The 17,581-nt window shown below is 43.3% G+C and carries 14 protein-coding genes; 3 read left to right on the top strand and 11 right to left on the bottom strand.

Features of this window, described 5'->3' with window-relative positions; genetic code table 11:
* Positions 1–398: 398 nt before the first annotated feature.
* From QNM18_RS09915 to QNM18_RS09950, 8 genes are all read right to left on the bottom strand, one after another.
* Complete coding sequence (locus QNM18_RS09915) at positions 399–776, bottom strand: hypothetical protein (RefSeq protein ID WP_211010330.1); 378 nt, start codon at positions 774–776, stop codon at positions 399–401.
* A 106-nt stretch (positions 777–882) separates the two neighbouring features.
* Positions 883–2,358 carry a cytochrome P450 gene (locus tag QNM18_RS09920; protein ID WP_284137077.1) on the bottom strand — a complete coding sequence of 492 codons (1,476 nt, stop codon included), beginning with the start codon at positions 2,356–2,358 and terminating at the stop codon, positions 883–885.
* A gap of 3 nt (positions 2,359–2,361) precedes the next feature.
* Positions 2,362–2,970: a chorismate--pyruvate lyase family protein gene (locus tag QNM18_RS09925; protein ID WP_211010332.1), complete on the bottom strand. Its 609-nt coding sequence runs from the start codon at positions 2,968–2,970 to the stop codon at positions 2,362–2,364.
* An 18-nt stretch (positions 2,971–2,988) separates the two neighbouring features.
* Positions 2,989–4,536 (bottom strand): NAD(P)-binding domain-containing protein, encoded by a 1,548-nt coding sequence (locus QNM18_RS09930; protein ID WP_211010333.1) that lies wholly within the window; start codon positions 4,534–4,536, stop codon positions 2,989–2,991.
* A 111-nt stretch (positions 4,537–4,647) separates the two neighbouring features.
* The gene (locus QNM18_RS09935; protein WP_284137078.1) at positions 4,648–6,204 is read right to left on the bottom strand and encodes an amino acid adenylation domain-containing protein; all 1,557 of its coding nucleotides are present in this window, start codon (positions 6,202–6,204) and stop codon (positions 4,648–4,650) included.
* On the bottom strand, positions 6,201–7,343 hold the full coding sequence (locus QNM18_RS09940) for an acyl-CoA dehydrogenase family protein (RefSeq protein ID WP_284137079.1): 1,143 nt from the start codon (positions 7,341–7,343) through the stop codon (positions 6,201–6,203). Before QNM18_RS09940 ends, QNM18_RS09935 begins: the two co-directional genes overlap by 4 nt.
* A gap of 41 nt (positions 7,344–7,384) precedes the next feature.
* Entirely contained in the window at positions 7,385–8,605 is a 1,221-nt protein-coding gene (locus tag QNM18_RS09945) for an NAD(P)/FAD-dependent oxidoreductase (RefSeq protein ID WP_284137080.1), read from the bottom strand.
* The gene (locus tag QNM18_RS09950) at positions 8,602–9,678 is read right to left on the bottom strand and encodes an alpha/beta fold hydrolase (protein WP_211010337.1); all 1,077 of its coding nucleotides are present in this window, start codon (positions 9,676–9,678) and stop codon (positions 8,602–8,604) included. Before QNM18_RS09950 ends, QNM18_RS09945 begins: the two co-directional genes overlap by 4 nt.
* A gap of 285 nt (positions 9,679–9,963) precedes the next feature.
* Here QNM18_RS09950 and bmp8 point away from each other — a divergent pair, with 285 nt between their 5' ends.
* From bmp8 to QNM18_RS09965, 3 genes are read left to right on the top strand one after another with little or no spacing between them, the layout of a single operon-like run.
* A complete protein-coding gene (gene bmp8, locus QNM18_RS09955; RefSeq protein ID WP_211010338.1) occupies positions 9,964–10,554 on the top strand; it encodes a carboxymuconolactone decarboxylase family protein in 591 nt (196 codons plus the stop codon).
* Positions 10,555–10,564: 10 nt separating this feature from the next.
* Entirely contained in the window at positions 10,565–10,885 is a 321-nt protein-coding gene (locus QNM18_RS09960; protein WP_211010339.1) for a 2Fe-2S iron-sulfur cluster-binding protein, read from the top strand.
* Between the two features lie 11 nt (positions 10,886–10,896).
* Positions 10,897–12,144, top strand: a complete 1,248-nt coding sequence (locus QNM18_RS09965; protein ID WP_211010340.1) for an NAD(P)/FAD-dependent oxidoreductase — start codon at positions 10,897–10,899, stop codon at positions 12,142–12,144.
* Positions 12,145–12,451: 307 nt separating this feature from the next.
* On the opposite strand, the gene QNM18_RS09970 is transcribed toward QNM18_RS09965, so the two are convergent.
* Genes QNM18_RS09970 through QNM18_RS09980 form a run of 3 tightly spaced genes read right to left on the bottom strand, consistent with a single transcriptional unit; the run spans position 12,452 to position 17,572 of the window.
* A complete protein-coding gene (locus QNM18_RS09970) occupies positions 12,452–15,583 on the bottom strand; it encodes an efflux RND transporter permease subunit (protein WP_284137081.1) in 3,132 nt (1,043 codons plus the stop codon).
* Complete coding sequence (locus tag QNM18_RS09975; protein WP_284137082.1) at positions 15,580–16,932, bottom strand: efflux RND transporter periplasmic adaptor subunit; 1,353 nt, start codon at positions 16,930–16,932, stop codon at positions 15,580–15,582. Before QNM18_RS09975 ends, QNM18_RS09970 begins: the two co-directional genes overlap by 4 nt.
* On the bottom strand, positions 16,916–17,572 hold the full coding sequence (locus tag QNM18_RS09980; RefSeq protein ID WP_284137083.1) for a TetR/AcrR family transcriptional regulator: 657 nt from the start codon (positions 17,570–17,572) through the stop codon (positions 16,916–16,918). The genes QNM18_RS09975 and QNM18_RS09980 overlap by 17 nt, the downstream gene beginning before the upstream one ends.
* Positions 17,573–17,581 lie beyond the last annotated feature (9 nt).

Below are 17,581 nucleotides of genomic sequence, written 5' to 3' on the forward strand. Positions count from 1 at the left end.
TTGAATCGCTTTTGCTTAATATGCGCATCTCGAGTTTTTAGTATAATCTATGCGAACAGCTTTGATGCTTGCTGCACTTACATCTACTAATTGTGGATATTAGCTTTCACTATTGATATCCCATTAAATAAGAAATATAGATTCAGCAACAAAGGCTATTAGCTAGCTTCATCCCCGCAGCTAAAAACACCTTCCCTTTTCTATCAAAGTCCTCGTTGAGCAATATACAAACATCTACTCCCTTGACTTACTATATTGCTAATTTCATTATTGTAAGAATATCCAGACATTCTGAAATCTTCTCAAGAAACACTTATTCAACTAATTTTAAAATAGTTAAAAATATTGAGCGTTTATTTATCGGAATAAAACTGAAAGTACTGGATATCCTACTGTCCTTACAGCTTAGCGCGGGCTATCGATGGGCGACTTTGACCATGCTCATAACCACTTGTACCACAATGATTTGCATCAACCGCCACACTCACTGTCCGCTGCGCAGTTTTTGCCGCTAGTAGCATCGAGTATATATAATCAACATTCGTATTATTTGGGTCAACGATGAAAAAGTTACCACTGGTTCTCCCACAATTTTTAGGGTTAGAGAAAGCGCTGCTTCCTCCCTCAGTTTCAAAAGAAACCAATAAATAACCCTCTTTATATCCCGCACTCAACTCAGCAACTTTAACATTTACCAGCCACTTATCAGCACTGTATGCGTTAGAAGCAGCAATGAAAGAGAGAGATAATAAAGCATAAATAAAAAATCGAACCATAAAAATTTTACTACCAGTTATATTAATTAAGATTTTTTATTTTAAAATATTTTCAGTTTACATGCAAAACCATCTTTAAAATGATGGCTTTGCATTTTATATCGGGCTAAAACCTCGCTTTCACTTTAATCTCAACCTCTTCCGGCACTAAAAATACGCCAGAAATTGCTTTCAGATTTGCCTGTTTACCTTCGGGTATAGAAAACTCAAACTTATGTGCCAACTGAGCAAATAAAGTGTGAATAATATACTTACCAAATAGTTCACCCAAACAACGACGCTGACCTAAACCAAACGGAAATGCCTTGCCCTGTTGCTTTTTACTCAATTCACCATTGTCATCTAAAAAACGCTCCGGGATAAATTCGTCTGGGTTTTCCCACAATGTTTCGTCACGCGTAATACTGTAATTATTAATCACAAGTGGTGTCCCTTCAGGAATAAAATAACCGTCTAGCAAAGTATCTTTACTGGTTGCATAATTCGCTGCTGGCATAGACGTAATAGAGCAGTGGCGCAGCACCTCAGCGATAAATGCCTGCGTATAAGGCAAGTCGCCCTTGTGCTTATTCAACGGAACCTCATCATCCCCAACAACTTCATCCAATTCCTTTTGCACGCGCGCTTGATACTCAGGGAAAGCTGCAAGATATAATAAAGCCCAGCGCATCGCGAATGCACCAACCCCACCACCAGCACCCGCTACTTGAGTTAAAGACCCTACGACTATTTCTTTTTCACCTATATTTAAGCCAGCTTTGGTCGCATCATCGACACTGTCATTTGCTGCGAATAAATAATCACATAAATCACGGTACTCCCCTGGCACATAGTCTTCTTTACGGCGATTTACATTGAATGAAACATATTGATCTAGACCATTTAGGTTAGAACTAAACTTCTCAATGGCATCTCCATATTGTTGATAATATTTTTCTTGTAAATCTGTTGGCATTAATTCATGACGCGTGCTGTTTATAAAGCCATTCGGTAGCCAGCTCAAGCTCTTTTCATCGAAGATACTCACTTCAAACTCACCAAATCGCTCATCAAACATGACTTTATGTAAAAAACTGGCGAGCTTTAATGACACCTCTCGATTGGGGTCAAATGATACATCTCCTTGGCCTTTCCACACCGCTGCAATGTCGTTGATTTCTGTGGTCATCCAAGTTTCGATTTGATCCCAACGGGTTGAAAAATACTCACGCATTGCATTTGCAAACACCTTTCGGTGGACCTGCCACTGCTCTCCGGCTTCTAACTCTAAAAAGTGCTTTTGTGGCGCGATTTGCAAAATGTCATAGTCCGCTCGAACATTAAATACATCGTTTTGAGCGACCAAAGCTTCGCGTACATATTGATAACCATTCAGTGCCACAATTGGGCCTTTGGCTGTTTCTACTGAGTAGATATCTCCATACTTTTTCGATAGAGATTCGATAATTAGGTGAAAATCTTCACCCCAAAAAAACTGCTGGCCGTCCTCACTGTCAAATGCAATGTGCGGAATTGTCGGAGTTAATTCGTCTAAATTTAATTTGCTTTGTGGTAAAGCTTCTGCTGTATCGGTGTTTTTCATTGGTCAAATCCCACTGACTAAGGTTGATAGTTCTGGTGTTGCAAATTGATTGTCGAATTGCTCTGACCGCATGTACCAAGCAAGTGGAAACTTCTCGGTAATACGAAAGATTTTTCTACCTTGTGAATACACTAAGTAAGTGCGGTACAACACAAGATCTTTGGGCTCTATGGCAAAATGTTGAGACAGCTCATTTGCATATTCAAAGCCCCAAGCGAGCAATGTTTTATATGTTTCTATTTGAAATTTTTCCCATGCTTTGCCAATGGGAATACGTGTTTCAGTTAATGCACGAGAAAAGTTCACATTCATATTACCGTGGTACACTAAGGAGTCTGCATACAAATAAGGCAACCCAGTTTGGTCACCATTAAGCGTGATCACTCGCCGCTGGCAATGCATCTCTTCTTCGTGTCGCGCTACTCCAACTTCTGCCTCTAGCAATTTGTCGACGACAATTTTTTCCCCGACAATGCTTTCTAGCAGCTGGGTTACAGTCCCATCAGTACCTAAAATAATTTTTTGTAGATAGCTGAGATTACTCAGGTTATATGCTTGTGTGTTTAAACTATCGTCTAAATTGCACAGGCTCTCATCTGACAATTGAATCATGTCCTTTCCTCGTACTATTTACTTGCTGATCTCGCGTAACCCGTCTAAACGCAAACGAGACAATAACTTCTGTGCAGCCAGTGCCACTTCAAAATGAAGAATCCGCGGCCACGAACTTATGTTTGGAAAGCTAAGCAAAAACTCTCTTGCCGTGTGAGTCATGTTATTTGGCCCATCAAGACGGTACTGGGCTGCAAATTGCGGGTTGTGTAACAACTTTACCCGTAGCAAAGGGTCTTTAAATAAGCTAGGAATTTGAGGCATACAACCAACCAGCTTCGCCACTGAATCCATGTAATGACAATAGTTCACAAGAGAAGCGACATGTGGTGTGATTTTGTACTCAGTTTGCCAATGTTTCGTATCGTGTTTAATCACATCATGCATTTCTGATAATGTTGGTAACTGCGCCTCGCCACTTGCGAGCTTGGACAAATAACGGCACTGCATCTCTGCTATCACGGGAATACCACCTTGTTGTGGCCTTACAAAGCCAATAAATGACAGTGAGTGTCCCATTTCAGGTATAAACATTTGTTTATAGAGATCACGCATGTTGGCGATACTGACATCCAAAAACGGGAAGCTCAGCTGGTAACCCGTGCAAAAGACAACCGCATCAACCTCTTCACGCGTCCCGTCTTTAAATACCACTGCGTTTTTCTCAAACCGTTCTATGCCACCGATGTTTGGCGTAACCTTACCATCGGCAATTGGGCGAAATAATCGTTCATTTTTAGTCACAGCTTGATGATGAGATGGACCGGACTTTTTCAACCACTCACCGCGAATACGCACATGATCATTGCGGCTAGTCACATATTTATTGAAAATGCCTTTGGTGATCCCGCCGTGATATCTGTGCGGTAATTTATTTACGATTCGCGATGTGAGCCATGATGTATCTATGGTGAAGTACGGATCTTCTTGGAAAGCCATATATCGAGGCGCCACTGCTGGGTACCGACGCAGCGATAAAATACACTTTCTCGCCACCTGCGAAATTTCTGAGGTGATGTCCGCCGAACTTTCGCCTAAGCCAACACATAATACTCGCTTGCCAGCATAGTTGTGTTTGTCGCGGTAATCATTCGAGTGCTCAATATTTCCTTGATACATATCCAAACCAGGTAAGTCTGGTAACTTAGGCTTTTGGAAATGACCTGAGCAAACTGCAACCATATCAAACTCTTTTGTTTGCTCGGTATCCGCACTTTTGTAGGTAACAAGCCACTTGTCACCTTGCTTTTGAACACAGCACACTTCATGGTCATAATGAATATGCTTAGCTATATCAAAACGTTCAATATATTCGCCCAAATAGTTGATATACTCTTTTTTTGACCAAAATTTCAACTTTTGATGGTTGGGCACATAGTCTGAGTAAGCCATAAAATAGTTTGAAATAGTCAGGTGTAGGTCGTCATAGATTTTTTTATCTGCGAACACTCCCCCAAAACTTTCTGCTTTTTCAAAACAAGTTACTTGATGGCCGCCATCTGTTAGCTGTTTGACGGCGGCAATACCAGATAAACCAGCACCTATCACTGCTATGGTCTTGTTCATAATTCTCTCCGTGTATAGCAAGGAACTGCACAGCACTGCCATAACGGCTCCACATAAAGCCATATGATATTTGTACAATTCCGAGGTTAATGTTTACTTTGTGTAAACTGGTTACGCACCACTTTGCACAGTCTTACTCCCGTGCCGTGGACGTGTTTCTGATAAGCTTCGACGCGATAATTTGCCGTTACGATTGCGCGGTAATGCATCCCAATACACAACATGTTCTGGCAGCATGTATTTTGGCAATCGTTTGGCACAATGCATTTTTAACGTCAGCAATGACGGGGGCTGGGACCCACATGCGATGTGCGCGATAAGGTTTTTCTTTTCATCCAGTTCTACCAAACACTCCTTTACTTCAGGATGTTGATACAGGGCTCGTTCAACTTCACCTAAGTGCACTCGGTAGCCTTTCACCTTAACCATATGGTCTTGACGACCGACATACATCAGCTCTCCAAGTTCATTGATATAACCAATATCACCCGTGTTATAAGCTGCTTGCTGGCGTAATTCTTTACCCCAATAGCCATCAAAAACAGTTGGACCAACGACGGTGATAAACCCTCGTTCACCTATGTCAACGCCTTTACCCTGTTGGTCACAAATAGCGATACGAGCGCCACTCGCGGCATAACCAATTGGTAATTCTTCAGGGACAATATCTGGCACTTTGAAGTAGCTGCATACATTGGTTTCAGTTGGGCCGTAGAAATTGAACAGATCACTTAGCGGAAAGTGTTCTCTCAATAAAGTGAGCGACTTAGTGTCAAATGCTTCACCCGCAAAAATAATGGTATGAAGCTGCTTGCATTTTTTACCAAATAGAGGGTCCGCATTCATCATCATGGTTAATGCGGTTGGCACTGAATACCAGATGGTAATTTCTCGCTCAGCGATAAAATTAACCAGCTTTTTCGGCACATAGCTGTCCAGCTCAGAAACAAGGTGCACACTTGCTCCCGTCGCCAGCGCCACGTAAATATCCAGTACAGATAAATCAAAATGCCATGGCGCATGATTTGAAAACCTGTCAGACGCAATGGGTTTGATCTTATCGATCACCCATTGAACAAATGCCAAAGCATTGGCGTGACTGATGCGAACACCTTTTGGTACTCCCGTTGAGCCAGAGGTGTACAACATGTATGCTAAATCGTGAGAGCGCACATCAGAGTCGCCTTTAAACCTCGAAGGCTGACAAGCTTCTATATCATGCCAAGTACAAACTGAGTTCAGGTCACTGGCTTGTGTTGCCGCTGCACTAAGCTCCCCTTCGCCATCAAGTACGACAAATAGGCAGTCATCGGCACGTTTGTCGCGATATTGCGCCAATTTTGCCTGCGTCGTAAACATTGCCTTCATTGTGCAGTCGGTACGAATAATATCGACACGGGCCATGGGGTTCATGGGATCAATGGGCACATAAACACCACCCATCTTGCTCACTGCCAACATCGCTGCCAAGGCGCGACAAGATTTATCTGCCCAGATACCAACCCTATCACCCGCTTTTACGCCTTTGCTTTGCAAGAGTACGGCTATTTGCGTCACCGCAAGAGACAAATCACCATAACTATATGACTCATAATTATCGGCAACCGCCAGTGCGTTATCACCTCCTTTACAGAGGCCCTTGTGTAAAACATCACTGAGTATTTTCATAGCAAGCCCAACCGATTACAGATAAGTTCTCGTTGAATGTCCGAGGTTCCAGAAAACAGCACTGACCCCAATGCGTCGCGAATACTCGAGTCCACGCCGCTTTCTTGCAGATAGCCTAGGGCACCATGCACGCGGATCGAGTCAATCCCGGACTGTACGAAAGCTTCACTGATCGCAAGCTTGCTTGACGCAACGGCTTTGGTGTTGTCAACATTTTGCGACTTTTGCCAAGCAGCAAAATAAAGCAGCAAACGGGCACTTTGTAGACGTACTTCCATATCGGCAATGCGATGAGATACTGCTTGAAATTTACTGATGGTTTTATCACCTTGCTTGCGCGTATTTGCATAGTCGATACAGCGCTCTAAATCGCGCTGCATCACACCAATAAATAACGCAAATAAGCAGCAACGCTCCCAATCCATTGACGCGGCAAAAATTCTCGCACCTTGTCCCTCATTGCCAAGTACATAATCTTTGTGCACTTTAACTTCATCGAAGAAAACTTGATTAAGTTGCGCTGAGTTTAAGCCCAGTTTTTTATAGCTATTACCAACTTCAATGCCAGGTAAATCCGCTGGCACCACAAAAGCAGTTTGGCCAAGATAACCAAATTTCGCATTCGTAGTGGCATACAGTACAAAGTAGTCAGCCACACCGCCGTTTGTCACATACGACTTCGCGCCTTGAATAATGTAATAATCACCCTCGCGCCATGCCTTAGTCGTTAACTTTGCAATGTCAGAACCTGCTTCTGCTTCAGAAATCGCATTGGCAGCAATCTTTTCTCCGCTTGCCAGTAAAGGCAGCAACTGTTGTTTCAATTGTTCACTGCCATGCTCATAAATCGGCATCGCACAGGCAAACGTGTGTGCTGCACCCGCAAATAAAATTCCTGTATCTGCGCAGCCTTGACCCAAGCCTTCTAAGACTTTGACCGTTGTCAAAATGTCAAAGCCGCTCCCAGATGGTGAATACTTGCTGTCAATTGGCAGTCCAAAGTAGCCAAATTCGCCAAGTGCACGCCACGCTTCCATTGGAAACTCCCCCTGCGGCAACTTGGAAAAATCTAAGTCTTTTGCAAAGCTCAGTGCGTGCTCAAACAACTCGAGCTGATCCTCATTCCACTCAAAGTTCATAATCAATCCTTCCCTTAGAAGGAAAAGCGCAGTGCTTTTCCTTACCCTACCATTTGCTTGCGATCGTACTCTTCAATGGCATTTCTGAAGATTGTTGGTGCTTTCCAGCCCTCACAATCAAAACAGCAGCCACCCAGCAGTCGAATTACTTCGTCTCGTAGATCAGGGTTTTGCATCTGATAGCCAAAGAAAATTGGGTAGATCCAGAAGTAGCGGATCAAATCTGCTGCAATTTGTTGCCCGCCGTTACTCCAATCTCGATATGCATAAAATGGAGTTTTCCATTCATTTCCATCGATGGCCTGCTTGATAGCATCCGCAGCACGGATCCCCTCTTTCATGGCAAAAGACACACCATAAGAGAAGATTGGGTCCAAGAACCGGTGCGCATCACCAATACACAACCAGCCGTCACCAACAAACGGTTCAATGCGATATGAGAAGTCAGCCATGGACTGAGAGTCACCGAGACGCTCAGCATTTTGGAAGCGACGTCGGATCTCTGGGCTAATATTTTCCATTCCCCATTCGATAGCATCATCTGGGTTTTTACACTCTTTGTAGTAGAGGTCTTTTGGGATCACTATTCCTAAGCTGTCAGTATCTGGTGATATAGGAATGATCCATGACCAGTGGTATTGTTTCGAATACAAGATAGTGGTGTTTGTCGAAAACGGCGGCAAATCACGTTCCACTCCCTTATAGTGTGCAAATGAAGCTATTTGTTGCGAGAAAAACTCAATCTCACGCTTTCCTGCAACGCCTTTTCTCGATAAGAAGGTATTTTGTCCACTGGCATCCACCAATACTTTTGAACGCACTTGGTGCTCCATATCATCAGCTTTATATATCGCGCCAACGACTTTGCCCTCATGCTTGATCACGTCCTTAACTAAACCTTGTTGATACTCAACACCATGCTCTAAAGCCTTGCGCTTTAGCATGTTATCAAAGTCACTGCGCCTAACTTGCCAAGTGGGCGCCAAGATTGGGATGAAGAACTCATTTTTAGACAATGAGCCAATAACGTTTACACCTGGTTTATCAGGAAAACCTGCCGCATCCATTTCTTCTGCCAGACCAAGGTCTCTGATGATCTGACCTGCGTTCCCAGTCAGCGACTCGCCGATATGGAAGCGCGGAAATTCATCTTTTTCAATGCACAAAACTGACAGACCTTTTTTACGACACTCGATGCCGCAAAGACTTCCTGCTGGACCACTGCCAATAATAACTACATCGTAACTCTTAAATGCGCTCATACCATGTCCACCTTAGTTAAGAAGTCTTCAACAACCCAGACAAACTCTTCTGGACGTTCAGATGCCGAAAAGTGACCACATCGAGACAGCCGAGTGACGGTGGCATTTTCAAGTTTTTCGGCGGCTTTTTCGCTCCATTCTGGTGGAATAATTTGGTCGTGATTTCCGGCAACAAACAAGGTCGGAACAGTCACATTGTCAAATGTCGTAGCCATCGACTTTTTAGCATATTCATCTAAAAAGGTGTGGTATGCAGGGCGAGACAACACATCATTTAATAAGTCTTCCAATGCTGGCGTCATTTTTGGCGGATGGTAATACGCTGCGGCCAAAAATTGCTCAGGATTAGCAGACATTTTTTTCAAATCGCCCCACCAGCTCTCTACATCTTCAACCAAGCCAAACCCGGTGCAGACTAACGCTTTAACTTTGTCAGGGTGGCGCCTAGCAATTTCCGTTGCAATCATGCTACCGGCCGAGTTCGCAACCAGTACCCAGTCTTTTTCTTCAAGTGTTTCAAGGTATTGCAGAGTATATTCTACGTGGTCGACATATGATGGAGAGTCGTTTTCACTTTCGCTTAGGCCAAACCCAGCTAAATCAAGTGCAACAGCATTATGACGCCCCTGAACTGAGCGCAGTGTAGAAGACCAAGACGTCGACGGGTTGCCTAGTGCGGGAAGCAAGATCCACAAAGGGCCGTCTCCTTTTACACGCAATGTATGCTGTTTAAAGCCACTGCCCGCTTGCACCAATTCACTTTTGATACCATAACTTTGCTGTAGTTTAACTAAGCGGTCTAGCTCAGAACTTGCTTCTTGTATCTGATTTTGCTCCTCTGTGCTTAATACTTTTATTAAGGCGCACAAGGTCTCAATATTTTCAAAGTGTACTGGCGTAATATCGTGCTCTGGGATCTTGGCACCATAACGCTGGTCAACATGAGCGAGCAGCCTGACCATGGATAAAGAGTTTAAAATTCCAAGTTCCAATAATGGGGTATGTTGATCTAGATCGGGTGCTGCCCCTTCTAGTAAGTCTTGATTTATAAATTCAATAAGTTCTTCAATCATCCTAGTTTCCTATCTAGTCTGGCAATATTGTTAACCCTCAAAAAACATTCAAAACCAAAATTTGGTTTTACGTATCATCAGGCAGGTTTTCTTTTGGCACTCAACTCAAGCAGCCTTGACTGTGTGCTTATGCTTAATTCGTTCGCCTATAAAAACTCTATCGCCATCTAGTTTTTTTCAACATAGCCCCTGTGGACTATCCCGTTGGTCCGAACGGACTATAGGCAGCTATGAGTAAAAAACTTACTTTGTTGGCACGATCACTAAGTTAGGAAACAAGGGTATATGAAACAGGGTAATAACCATTTGGTGACTCCAGTAGAAAGAGCTGCGACACCACATTTGGAACCAATCTATCAAGCCATTGAAAACAACCTTGGGTTTATCCCAAATGGCATTCTCACCATGGCTAAAAATCCAATGCTTGCACAAGCATTTGGACAACTATTCGGCTGTTTGAGTAGATTCGAGCACATTAGCAACGAGCTTAAGTGGGCAATCGCGACCATCAGTAGTAATGCTGCGGGATGCCAATATTGTCAGGGCCACTTTTCTCACATAGCCAGCCGTGTCAACGTCAATAGGGCTAAGGTCTTGGCGGCATTTGAATTTGAAACAAACGTCCTATTTGACGAAGCGGAACGAGCTGCACTGCGCTTTGCTTTTGCATGCAGTACTTCACCTGCACACCTTGAGAAATCACACTACGAAGCATTGGGTAAACATTACTCAGAAGAAGCTGTGATTGAAATTGCGGCTGTGATTGCTATTTGTGGCTTCCTTAATCGCTGGAACACCGCTATGGATAGCCAACTTGAAGCTGACCCAGCAGCCATTCTCGACGAAATAAATCAGATCACTAAATTTACCGTATAAGGACAACAATATGCCTGAGATTACATTCATAGATTTTGCAGGAAACGAAACCAAGGTAGATGTACCAAATGGCACATCATTGATGCAAGCTGCCATGGAAAATATGGTCGAGGGCATTGAAGCTGAATGTGGAGGTTCTGGCAGCTGTGCCACCTGTCATTGCTACTTGACGACTGATTGGCAAGGAAAAATTGCCGGACCTAACAGTAATGAAAGCGATATGTTGGAATTGGTTTCCGATCCAAAGGACCTAAGTAGGTTGAGCTGCCAAGTTACGGTGTCAGATGAACATCATGGCTTGCAAGTTCACTTACCACAATCGCAATACTAAAGGAGCTAAAGATGCAAAGGTGTGTCATTATCGGTGGGGGTCATGCGGGCGCCCAAGCGTGTACCAGCTTACGAAGAGAAGGATGGACGGGTCAGATCATATTGCTAACCGATGAAGACAGCCTGCCCTATCATCGCCCACCACTATCAAAAACCTACCTGCAAAACCAAGTCAGTGCCCAGCAGTTACTGATCCGGCCGCTAAATGCGTATAGAAAGGACGACATCGAAGTAAAATTAAATACGCGTGTCGAGCGTATTGAACCAGCTATACAAAGTATTGTTTTACAAAACGGTGAGCGCCTAAGTTATGACAAGTTGTTAATTTGCACCGGTAGCCGCGCAAGGAAAGCGGACTGCATGGGAGCAAATCTAAACAATATTTTTTATATAAAAACCCTTAAAGACATTGAAAAACTATCCGCTTCCATAGATTCGGAGAAAGGGCGACCGAATAAGCGGCGAGTTGTCATGGTCGGTGGCGGCTACATCGGATTAGAGACTGCTGCGGTGCTCAAAAAAATGGGCCATGATGTCTCTATTATCGAGCGGGAATCAAGATTATTAGCCAGAGTGACAGCCCAAAGTATTTCAACCTTTTATCACAATCTACATAAAGCCAATGGCATAAAAATATACACAGATACAAACGTCGTTGCTTTTCAGGGCAAGGACACTGTTAGTACCGTGTTATGCGAAGACAAAGTGATCCCTGCTGATATTGTGGTCGTGGGGATCGGTGCTCAAACCAACGTCGAACTGGCACAAAGTGCGGGATTATTAATTGAAAATGGCGGAATTGTCATTAATGAGCTGTGTCAAACCACAGATAACAATATTTATGCTGCGGGCGACTGCACCATAGGGATAGAACATCACAGTGGACTAGCCACTAGAATTGAGTCCGTGCCCAATGCACTAGAACAAGCAAAAACCGCTGCAGCGACAATTTGTGGCAAACATAAACCCGTCACGGCAGTGCCTTGGTTTTGGTCTGATCAATTCGATTGTAAAATTCAAATTGCCGGACTCAACCAAGGTTATGACGAAACTATTTTACGTCAGAGTAACGAGCAAGCACTGTCACTGTGGTACCTCAAACAAGGTAAAGTCATTGCCGCAGATTGCATTAATTGCGCTAAGGAGTTTATGGCCGCAAAGAAAATCATTGCACTGAAGTTAACCATACCCAAAGAAACATTGCTTAATACCGACATTGACCTATTTCAAGCGTTGGCTCAACTCACACAGCCAAGCTAACCTACTCACATAAAACGACGCACACCCCAAGCGTGAAAGCCAAAAGAGTCCTCAGAGGACTCTTTTTTTGCCTAAAGATCCATTTATTACTATTTAAAACCCCAGCTCAGAAGCACAACATATTGAAATACGCTCTGAGTTTTGCCCACTACAACGAACTAATAGATAAAACCCACCATATAAATCAATAAGGGCTCACTTCACAACGAGTATCTCAACGGCACTCTTGTGCCATCGTTGATGCGGGTTTTAATGTGAAGATTAATTGCGTGCATATCTTAGTGCGCAGTATATGCACGCGGAAGGTTTAGACGTGGACTGACTTATGGGATGTGTGTGGCTTTGCTACACCAAAATCTTCTAAGATACTGTAAAGACAAGGTAGTACCAAAAGCACCAAACATGTAGATGCCATAATGCCGAAAACAATACTGGTCGCCAGTGGTATCAATATCTGAGCCTGTAGACTACTTTCAAACAGTAATGGAGTCATCCCTGCGATAGTTGTGACAGATGTGAGTACCACGGCGCGAAATCTATCATGGCTTGCTTGAGCGGCGGCATCATGCACACTCAAACCTTGTTTCACCCGACTTTTCACAAATTGAACCAATAATATTGAGTCGTTTACGACAATGCCTGCAAGTGAAATAAACCCCATTAGCGACGGCATAGAGAAGTTGATCCCCATAATAAAATGTCCCCAAATAACCCCTATCATTGCAAGTGGAATTGAAACCATCACAATAAGAGGTTCAACATAGCTATGGAATTGCAGTGCGAGTAGCAAGAATATGCCAATCATGCCCAAAAGCATTGCTCGACGCATTGAATTTTGAGTTATCCCTGCGTTTTTGACCTCACCCTCAATGCTATAAATCAAACTTGGATAACGTGCTTGCAAGTCAGATAAAAACTCCTTCTTCAGACCTTGAACCACAGCTGACGCGGTATTGAGTTCACTATCAACATCTGCATAAACAGAAACACTACTAAGGCTATCAATGCGGTTTATCACCGCAAAGCCGCGCGTTTGTTCAATATCAACCAATGCAGAAAGGGGAATAGCCACCCGAGAGGCCGGATGAATAATGGGAAAATTATCAAAGTCGCTGTACTCATCCATACTGGTTTCACTCAACTTGACTGTTACTTCGTAGTCTTCAAGTCCAATGTGCGTCTCCAACAATTTGGTACCTTGAAATGCAGGCCTTAGTTGATTGGCAATCGTAGCTGAATTAATCCCTAATTCCAGCGTCCCGGGTTTTAAAGTTAAAGTATATTCAGGCTTACCTGGTCGTAAATTATCAGTAATATTTTGTACCCCTTCATATCCTTTTAGCCAAATCTTTAGATCATAGGCCGCATGAGCAAGTTCAGTGCTGTCCTCACCCATCAATCGAACGTCAATCGCACGGCCTTGCGGACCAAGTTTTGGCTCTTTGAAGGACAATGCCAGCGCTTCAGGCAAAGTTCCCAACTCCGCCCGCCACATATCAGAAAAAGCTTGGATGCTCGTATTTCTCTGCTCTGCGCTCAGTAAATCAACAGATATGTATGCCAAATTCGCCCCTTGATCCTGGTAGTCGGGATTTTCTCCGTAGGTGATGGTCATGGCCTGTACCAATTGAGCTTCTTCGTCCTCACTTAGCTTTTTATTGGTGCGTTGTAATGCAGCTTCAATCTTTTTCATTGATTGCCGTGTCACCTCATAGGGAGTTCCGTTTGGCATCAACAGCCGCCCTTGCAACACGTCGCCATCAATATCGGGAAACGCCGTGAATTTTAAGGTACCCGATACCAACATACTCAACGAGAACAAAAAGCCCGCGATCACGCTTCCAATCACCAAGTACCTGTACTTAATAAGGCGATTGTTTAAGCCGAGGATAGCGTCATTCCAGCGCCTAAATTTGCACTCAAACCGACTGCGGATCGTCGCCACTTTTTTCGATAGTGCCGTGTCTTTAGCTTTAGATTGCAATGCATGGGTTAAATGGTTTGGTAAAATTAAAAACGCCTCTATCAGCGATACCGTGATCACCGAGATAAGCACGATTGGTATCACCTTTAAAATTTGTCCTAAATTTCCCTCGATAAACACTAAACCAATAAAAATACACAAGGTTGTGACAAAAGAAGAAAGAACCCCAGGCAAAACCACCATAGTGCCTTGTAATACCGCTTCTTTTACGGCTAAACCCTGCTCTATTTTGGTACCTATGGACTCAGCGATCACAATGGCATCATCCATCAGAATACCGAGTGCCAGCAGTAAAGCCACCATTGAGAGCATGTTGATTGAGATACCAAAATGCAGCATTAAAAAAAAGCTTGCTAAGAATGATACAGGGAGGCCCATCACTACCCAAAATGCATATTTGAATGAGAAAAATAGCCACATCACACCAAACACAAGCAGCAACCCTTGCCACGCATTACTAATTAGTAGCGAAATCCTATCTTTAACTAAGCTGGTATTGTCGCTTGTTAATGTCAATAAAACGCTGTCAGGTAAGTTCACTCTGATGTCAGCCAATGCCACTTCTGTCGCCTGTAGTACTCTCAAACTATCGTCTACAGAATTCTTTTTAATCGTTAAAATGGCAGCTTGACGGCCATTGTAATAAATTCGATTTTCATCTCTTTCAAACATGTCTTGCACTTGGCCAAGATCAGCTATGGTCACATCATTGCCTTGTGTCCCTGACGCTACAACAATATCACTGAGCGCTTCGGTGTCTTTTCTTTCGTCCATTAACCGGATCTGAGTATCTGCATAAGCCGTATTGAGTGTCCCAAGAGGTAATTCAACATTTTGCCCAGTTATTCGCTTTCCAAGTTCCTCCATACTCAAACCGTGTTGGCGAAGCATTTCTTGTGACGCCGTAACTCTCAATTGGTGCTTTGAGAAATCATTAATTTCAACAATGGGTATATTTGGGTCCCGTAGTAAGTGTTGTTTGACTTTTTCCGCCAATGTCTTCAACTCTACACGAGACAGATCGTTGTGTTTTGACGCAAGCGCTATGCTCACCACCTCTTGTGTTCTACCGCGCTCTTGGATTGTCCACTGTTCAACTTGAGGTGGAAAATCATCAATGGTATCAATGGCATTCTTCACGTCGGTGGTAAACTGTTCAAAGTTTCCCTGCTCATACATTTTGACCGTCATTTGGCCAAGGTTTTGCTTAGCTACACAGTGCCGCTCTTCCATGAAGCTAATACCATCGAGTGCATTTTCCAAGCTCAGACAAATCTTCTGCTCTACATTTTCTGCAGTCGCACCGGGGTAAGGAACCAAAATATCGATTTGATAAGTCTCAATTTGCGGTAAAGTTTCGCGCTTAATCTGTGGCAAGCTGAATAGACCAATGGCCAAAAACAACATCATTAATATATTTGCCGCCGTAGGGTGAGCTATAAAAAAACGGATCATTGATGACGCTCCCTGTTGGCAACATCGGTGAGTTGTTCGGAAGCAGTTAAATTCAATCGAGTGCCTTCAATTGCGGGGAACAAATCCGTGGTGATGAGTTTCGCGCCGCTTAGTTCGGGGTTATCAATCAAAAAGCTGCCAGACTGCTTTATTGCCCCACGTAAAGACACCTTAGTTAATTTGTTTTCATCACTCGCTATAAGTGCATGACCATCTCTAATAAAATACCTTGGTACCACAACAAAATCTTGCTCACTTGCCGACAAGGTGACTTTTGCTCTCATCCCTGCAAGTAGTGGCGGTTTTTCACCTAACTCTATTTGTTTGTAACTGTCACTAATTGACACTACGACGCCCACCGTCTGGCTCTGAGGATCAATTTCATCACTGAGTCTTTCAATTGATGCCTCCCAATAGACACCAGGTTGCGCAAGTATTTCAACTTTTGCCTCTAGTCCCTGCTCTTTCAGGTAACTTGCCATACCTTGCTCTGAAATAGTTTGCATACTCGGAGCCCGATTGAAAAAGCCCGAGAACTGGTTAAACGACTGATAGGTATATTGAGCGTTGATCAGTACTTTTTTGATGTCACTGGCACGAAACAAGCTCGCCCCCTTGGAGACCAGCTGCGCCCTTTCAACGTTGACTTGGTGAATACGGCCAGTAAATGGTAAATGAATTTTGGTGCGCTCTATATCAATACGCGCTTTGTTAACATCTGCCAGAGCTTTTTTTACCTGAGCTTGCAGTGCTTTAACTTCCAATGGCAGTACATTCTTTTGGTTTAAATCACGCTGCAATCCTTGCTGTTGTGCCAGCATATTTTGTTGCGCTTTATCCAGTTCCGCTTGAGATACGCTTGAATTGTCAAATAAGCGTTTTAAACGCCTATATTCATCGCTCGCAATTCTTAATTTGTGCTCGCTCAGCTTGATATCGAGTTGATTGTTTTTTATAGCCGTTCGCTTAACAGCCAGTTCAACTTCCGCACTGGCTAAACCCGCTTCTGACTTGGCTAACTGCAATTGATAGTCACTGTCATCAACTTCTATCAACAAAGTGCCCGCTTTGAAGATTTCTCCTTTTTTTAAGGCCGGGTGCAAATAAGTTATCACCCCAGACACTTGAGCAAGGCTGTTTAGCTGAATATTTGGTGTTACCTTGCCATACCCCACAATTTCAGGTCTGATAGCCCGCATAGCAAGTACCTGATACTGGGCAAGTTGACCAATTTCTTCTATATCACTATGTTTGGTCGATGATGTTAACTTTACAACTAACAACATCAGAACTACCCCCGCTAGTGCGGCGATAGGTAGGTTTTTTTTTGCGCTAAGATTCCACCTCATTGGTGTTACTCTCCTTAAGTCCATATATGAAATGCCGGTATAAATCCTTTGCCCACGCTTCACCTTGGATCTCAGTATCATCTATTTGCCAAGCTTGCTGGCGCAAGGTTTTCAAAATATAGGGAGACACTAAAAGTGTAATGAGCTGAAAAGCGGCTAACTTCGCTTTTTTGGTATCTGAAATGCCTGTTTCTTGTTGAATAAGTGGTGGTAAAAATTTAGATACTCGAGCAGGAAATGCAGCCATAAAAGCTCGAGCTAACGGAGTCGTTTTATTTAGAACTTCTTCACTTAATAAATGCACAATACCAGGGTGAGACTGTAAAATTTCGCCAAAGCGGCGAATAAATAAATACACAGGCTTTTTATGCTCCCCCAAATCTTCAAACTGGGAAAACTGCTCATCTGCGATAGACTGTATTAATTCAACAAATAAGTTCTCTTTACCACCAAAATAATACTTAATCATTGCCGAGTTGATGCTGGCTTCAGAGGCTATATCTCGAATCGTAATTTGGCTGTAAGACTTAATATTTAGTAATTGCTTAGCAGAGAAGATTAGCTTAGCTTTTTGCTCAGCTTGCTTAATTTCGCATACAGGACGGCCCCGTGTGACTTTTTTTGTGGTCTTTGATTCCATTATGTATTC

Source organism: Pseudoalteromonas obscura (genome assembly GCF_030135505.1).
Lineage (GTDB): Bacteria > Pseudomonadota > Gammaproteobacteria > Enterobacterales > Alteromonadaceae > Pseudoalteromonas > Pseudoalteromonas obscura.

Coding starts and splice junctions, on each gene's coding strand:
- QNM18_RS09915 (WP_211010330.1), bottom strand. CDS start 776: ATGGTTCGATTTTTTATTTATGCTTTATTATCTCTCTCTTTCATTGCT.
- QNM18_RS09920 (WP_284137077.1), bottom strand. CDS start 2,358: ATGAAAAACACCGATACAGCAGAAGCTTTACCACAAAGCAAATTAAAT.
- QNM18_RS09925 (WP_211010332.1), bottom strand. CDS start 2,970: ATGATTCAATTGTCAGATGAGAGCCTGTGCAATTTAGACGATAGTTTA.
- QNM18_RS09930 (WP_211010333.1), bottom strand. CDS start 4,536: ATGAACAAGACCATAGCAGTGATAGGTGCTGGTTTATCTGGTATTGCC.
- QNM18_RS09935 (WP_284137078.1), bottom strand. CDS start 6,204: ATGAAAATACTCAGTGATGTTTTACACAAGGGCCTCTGTAAAGGAGGT.
- QNM18_RS09940 (WP_284137079.1), bottom strand. CDS start 7,343: ATGAACTTTGAGTGGAATGAGGATCAGCTCGAGTTGTTTGAGCACGCA.
- QNM18_RS09945 (WP_284137080.1), bottom strand. CDS start 8,605: ATGAGCGCATTTAAGAGTTACGATGTAGTTATTATTGGCAGTGGTCCA.
- QNM18_RS09950 (WP_211010337.1), bottom strand. CDS start 9,678: ATGATTGAAGAACTTATTGAATTTATAAATCAAGACTTACTAGAAGGG.
- bmp8 (WP_211010338.1), top strand. CDS start 9,964: ATGAAACAGGGTAATAACCATTTGGTGACTCCAGTAGAAAGAGCTGCG.
- QNM18_RS09960 (WP_211010339.1), top strand. CDS start 10,565: ATGCCTGAGATTACATTCATAGATTTTGCAGGAAACGAAACCAAGGTA.
- QNM18_RS09965 (WP_211010340.1), top strand. CDS start 10,897: ATGCAAAGGTGTGTCATTATCGGTGGGGGTCATGCGGGCGCCCAAGCG.
- QNM18_RS09970 (WP_284137081.1), bottom strand. CDS start 15,583: ATGATCCGTTTTTTTATAGCTCACCCTACGGCGGCAAATATATTAATG.
- QNM18_RS09975 (WP_284137082.1), bottom strand. CDS start 16,932: ATGAGGTGGAATCTTAGCGCAAAAAAAAACCTACCTATCGCCGCACTA.
- QNM18_RS09980 (WP_284137083.1), bottom strand. CDS start 17,572: ATGGAATCAAAGACCACAAAAAAAGTCACACGGGGCCGTCCTGTATGC.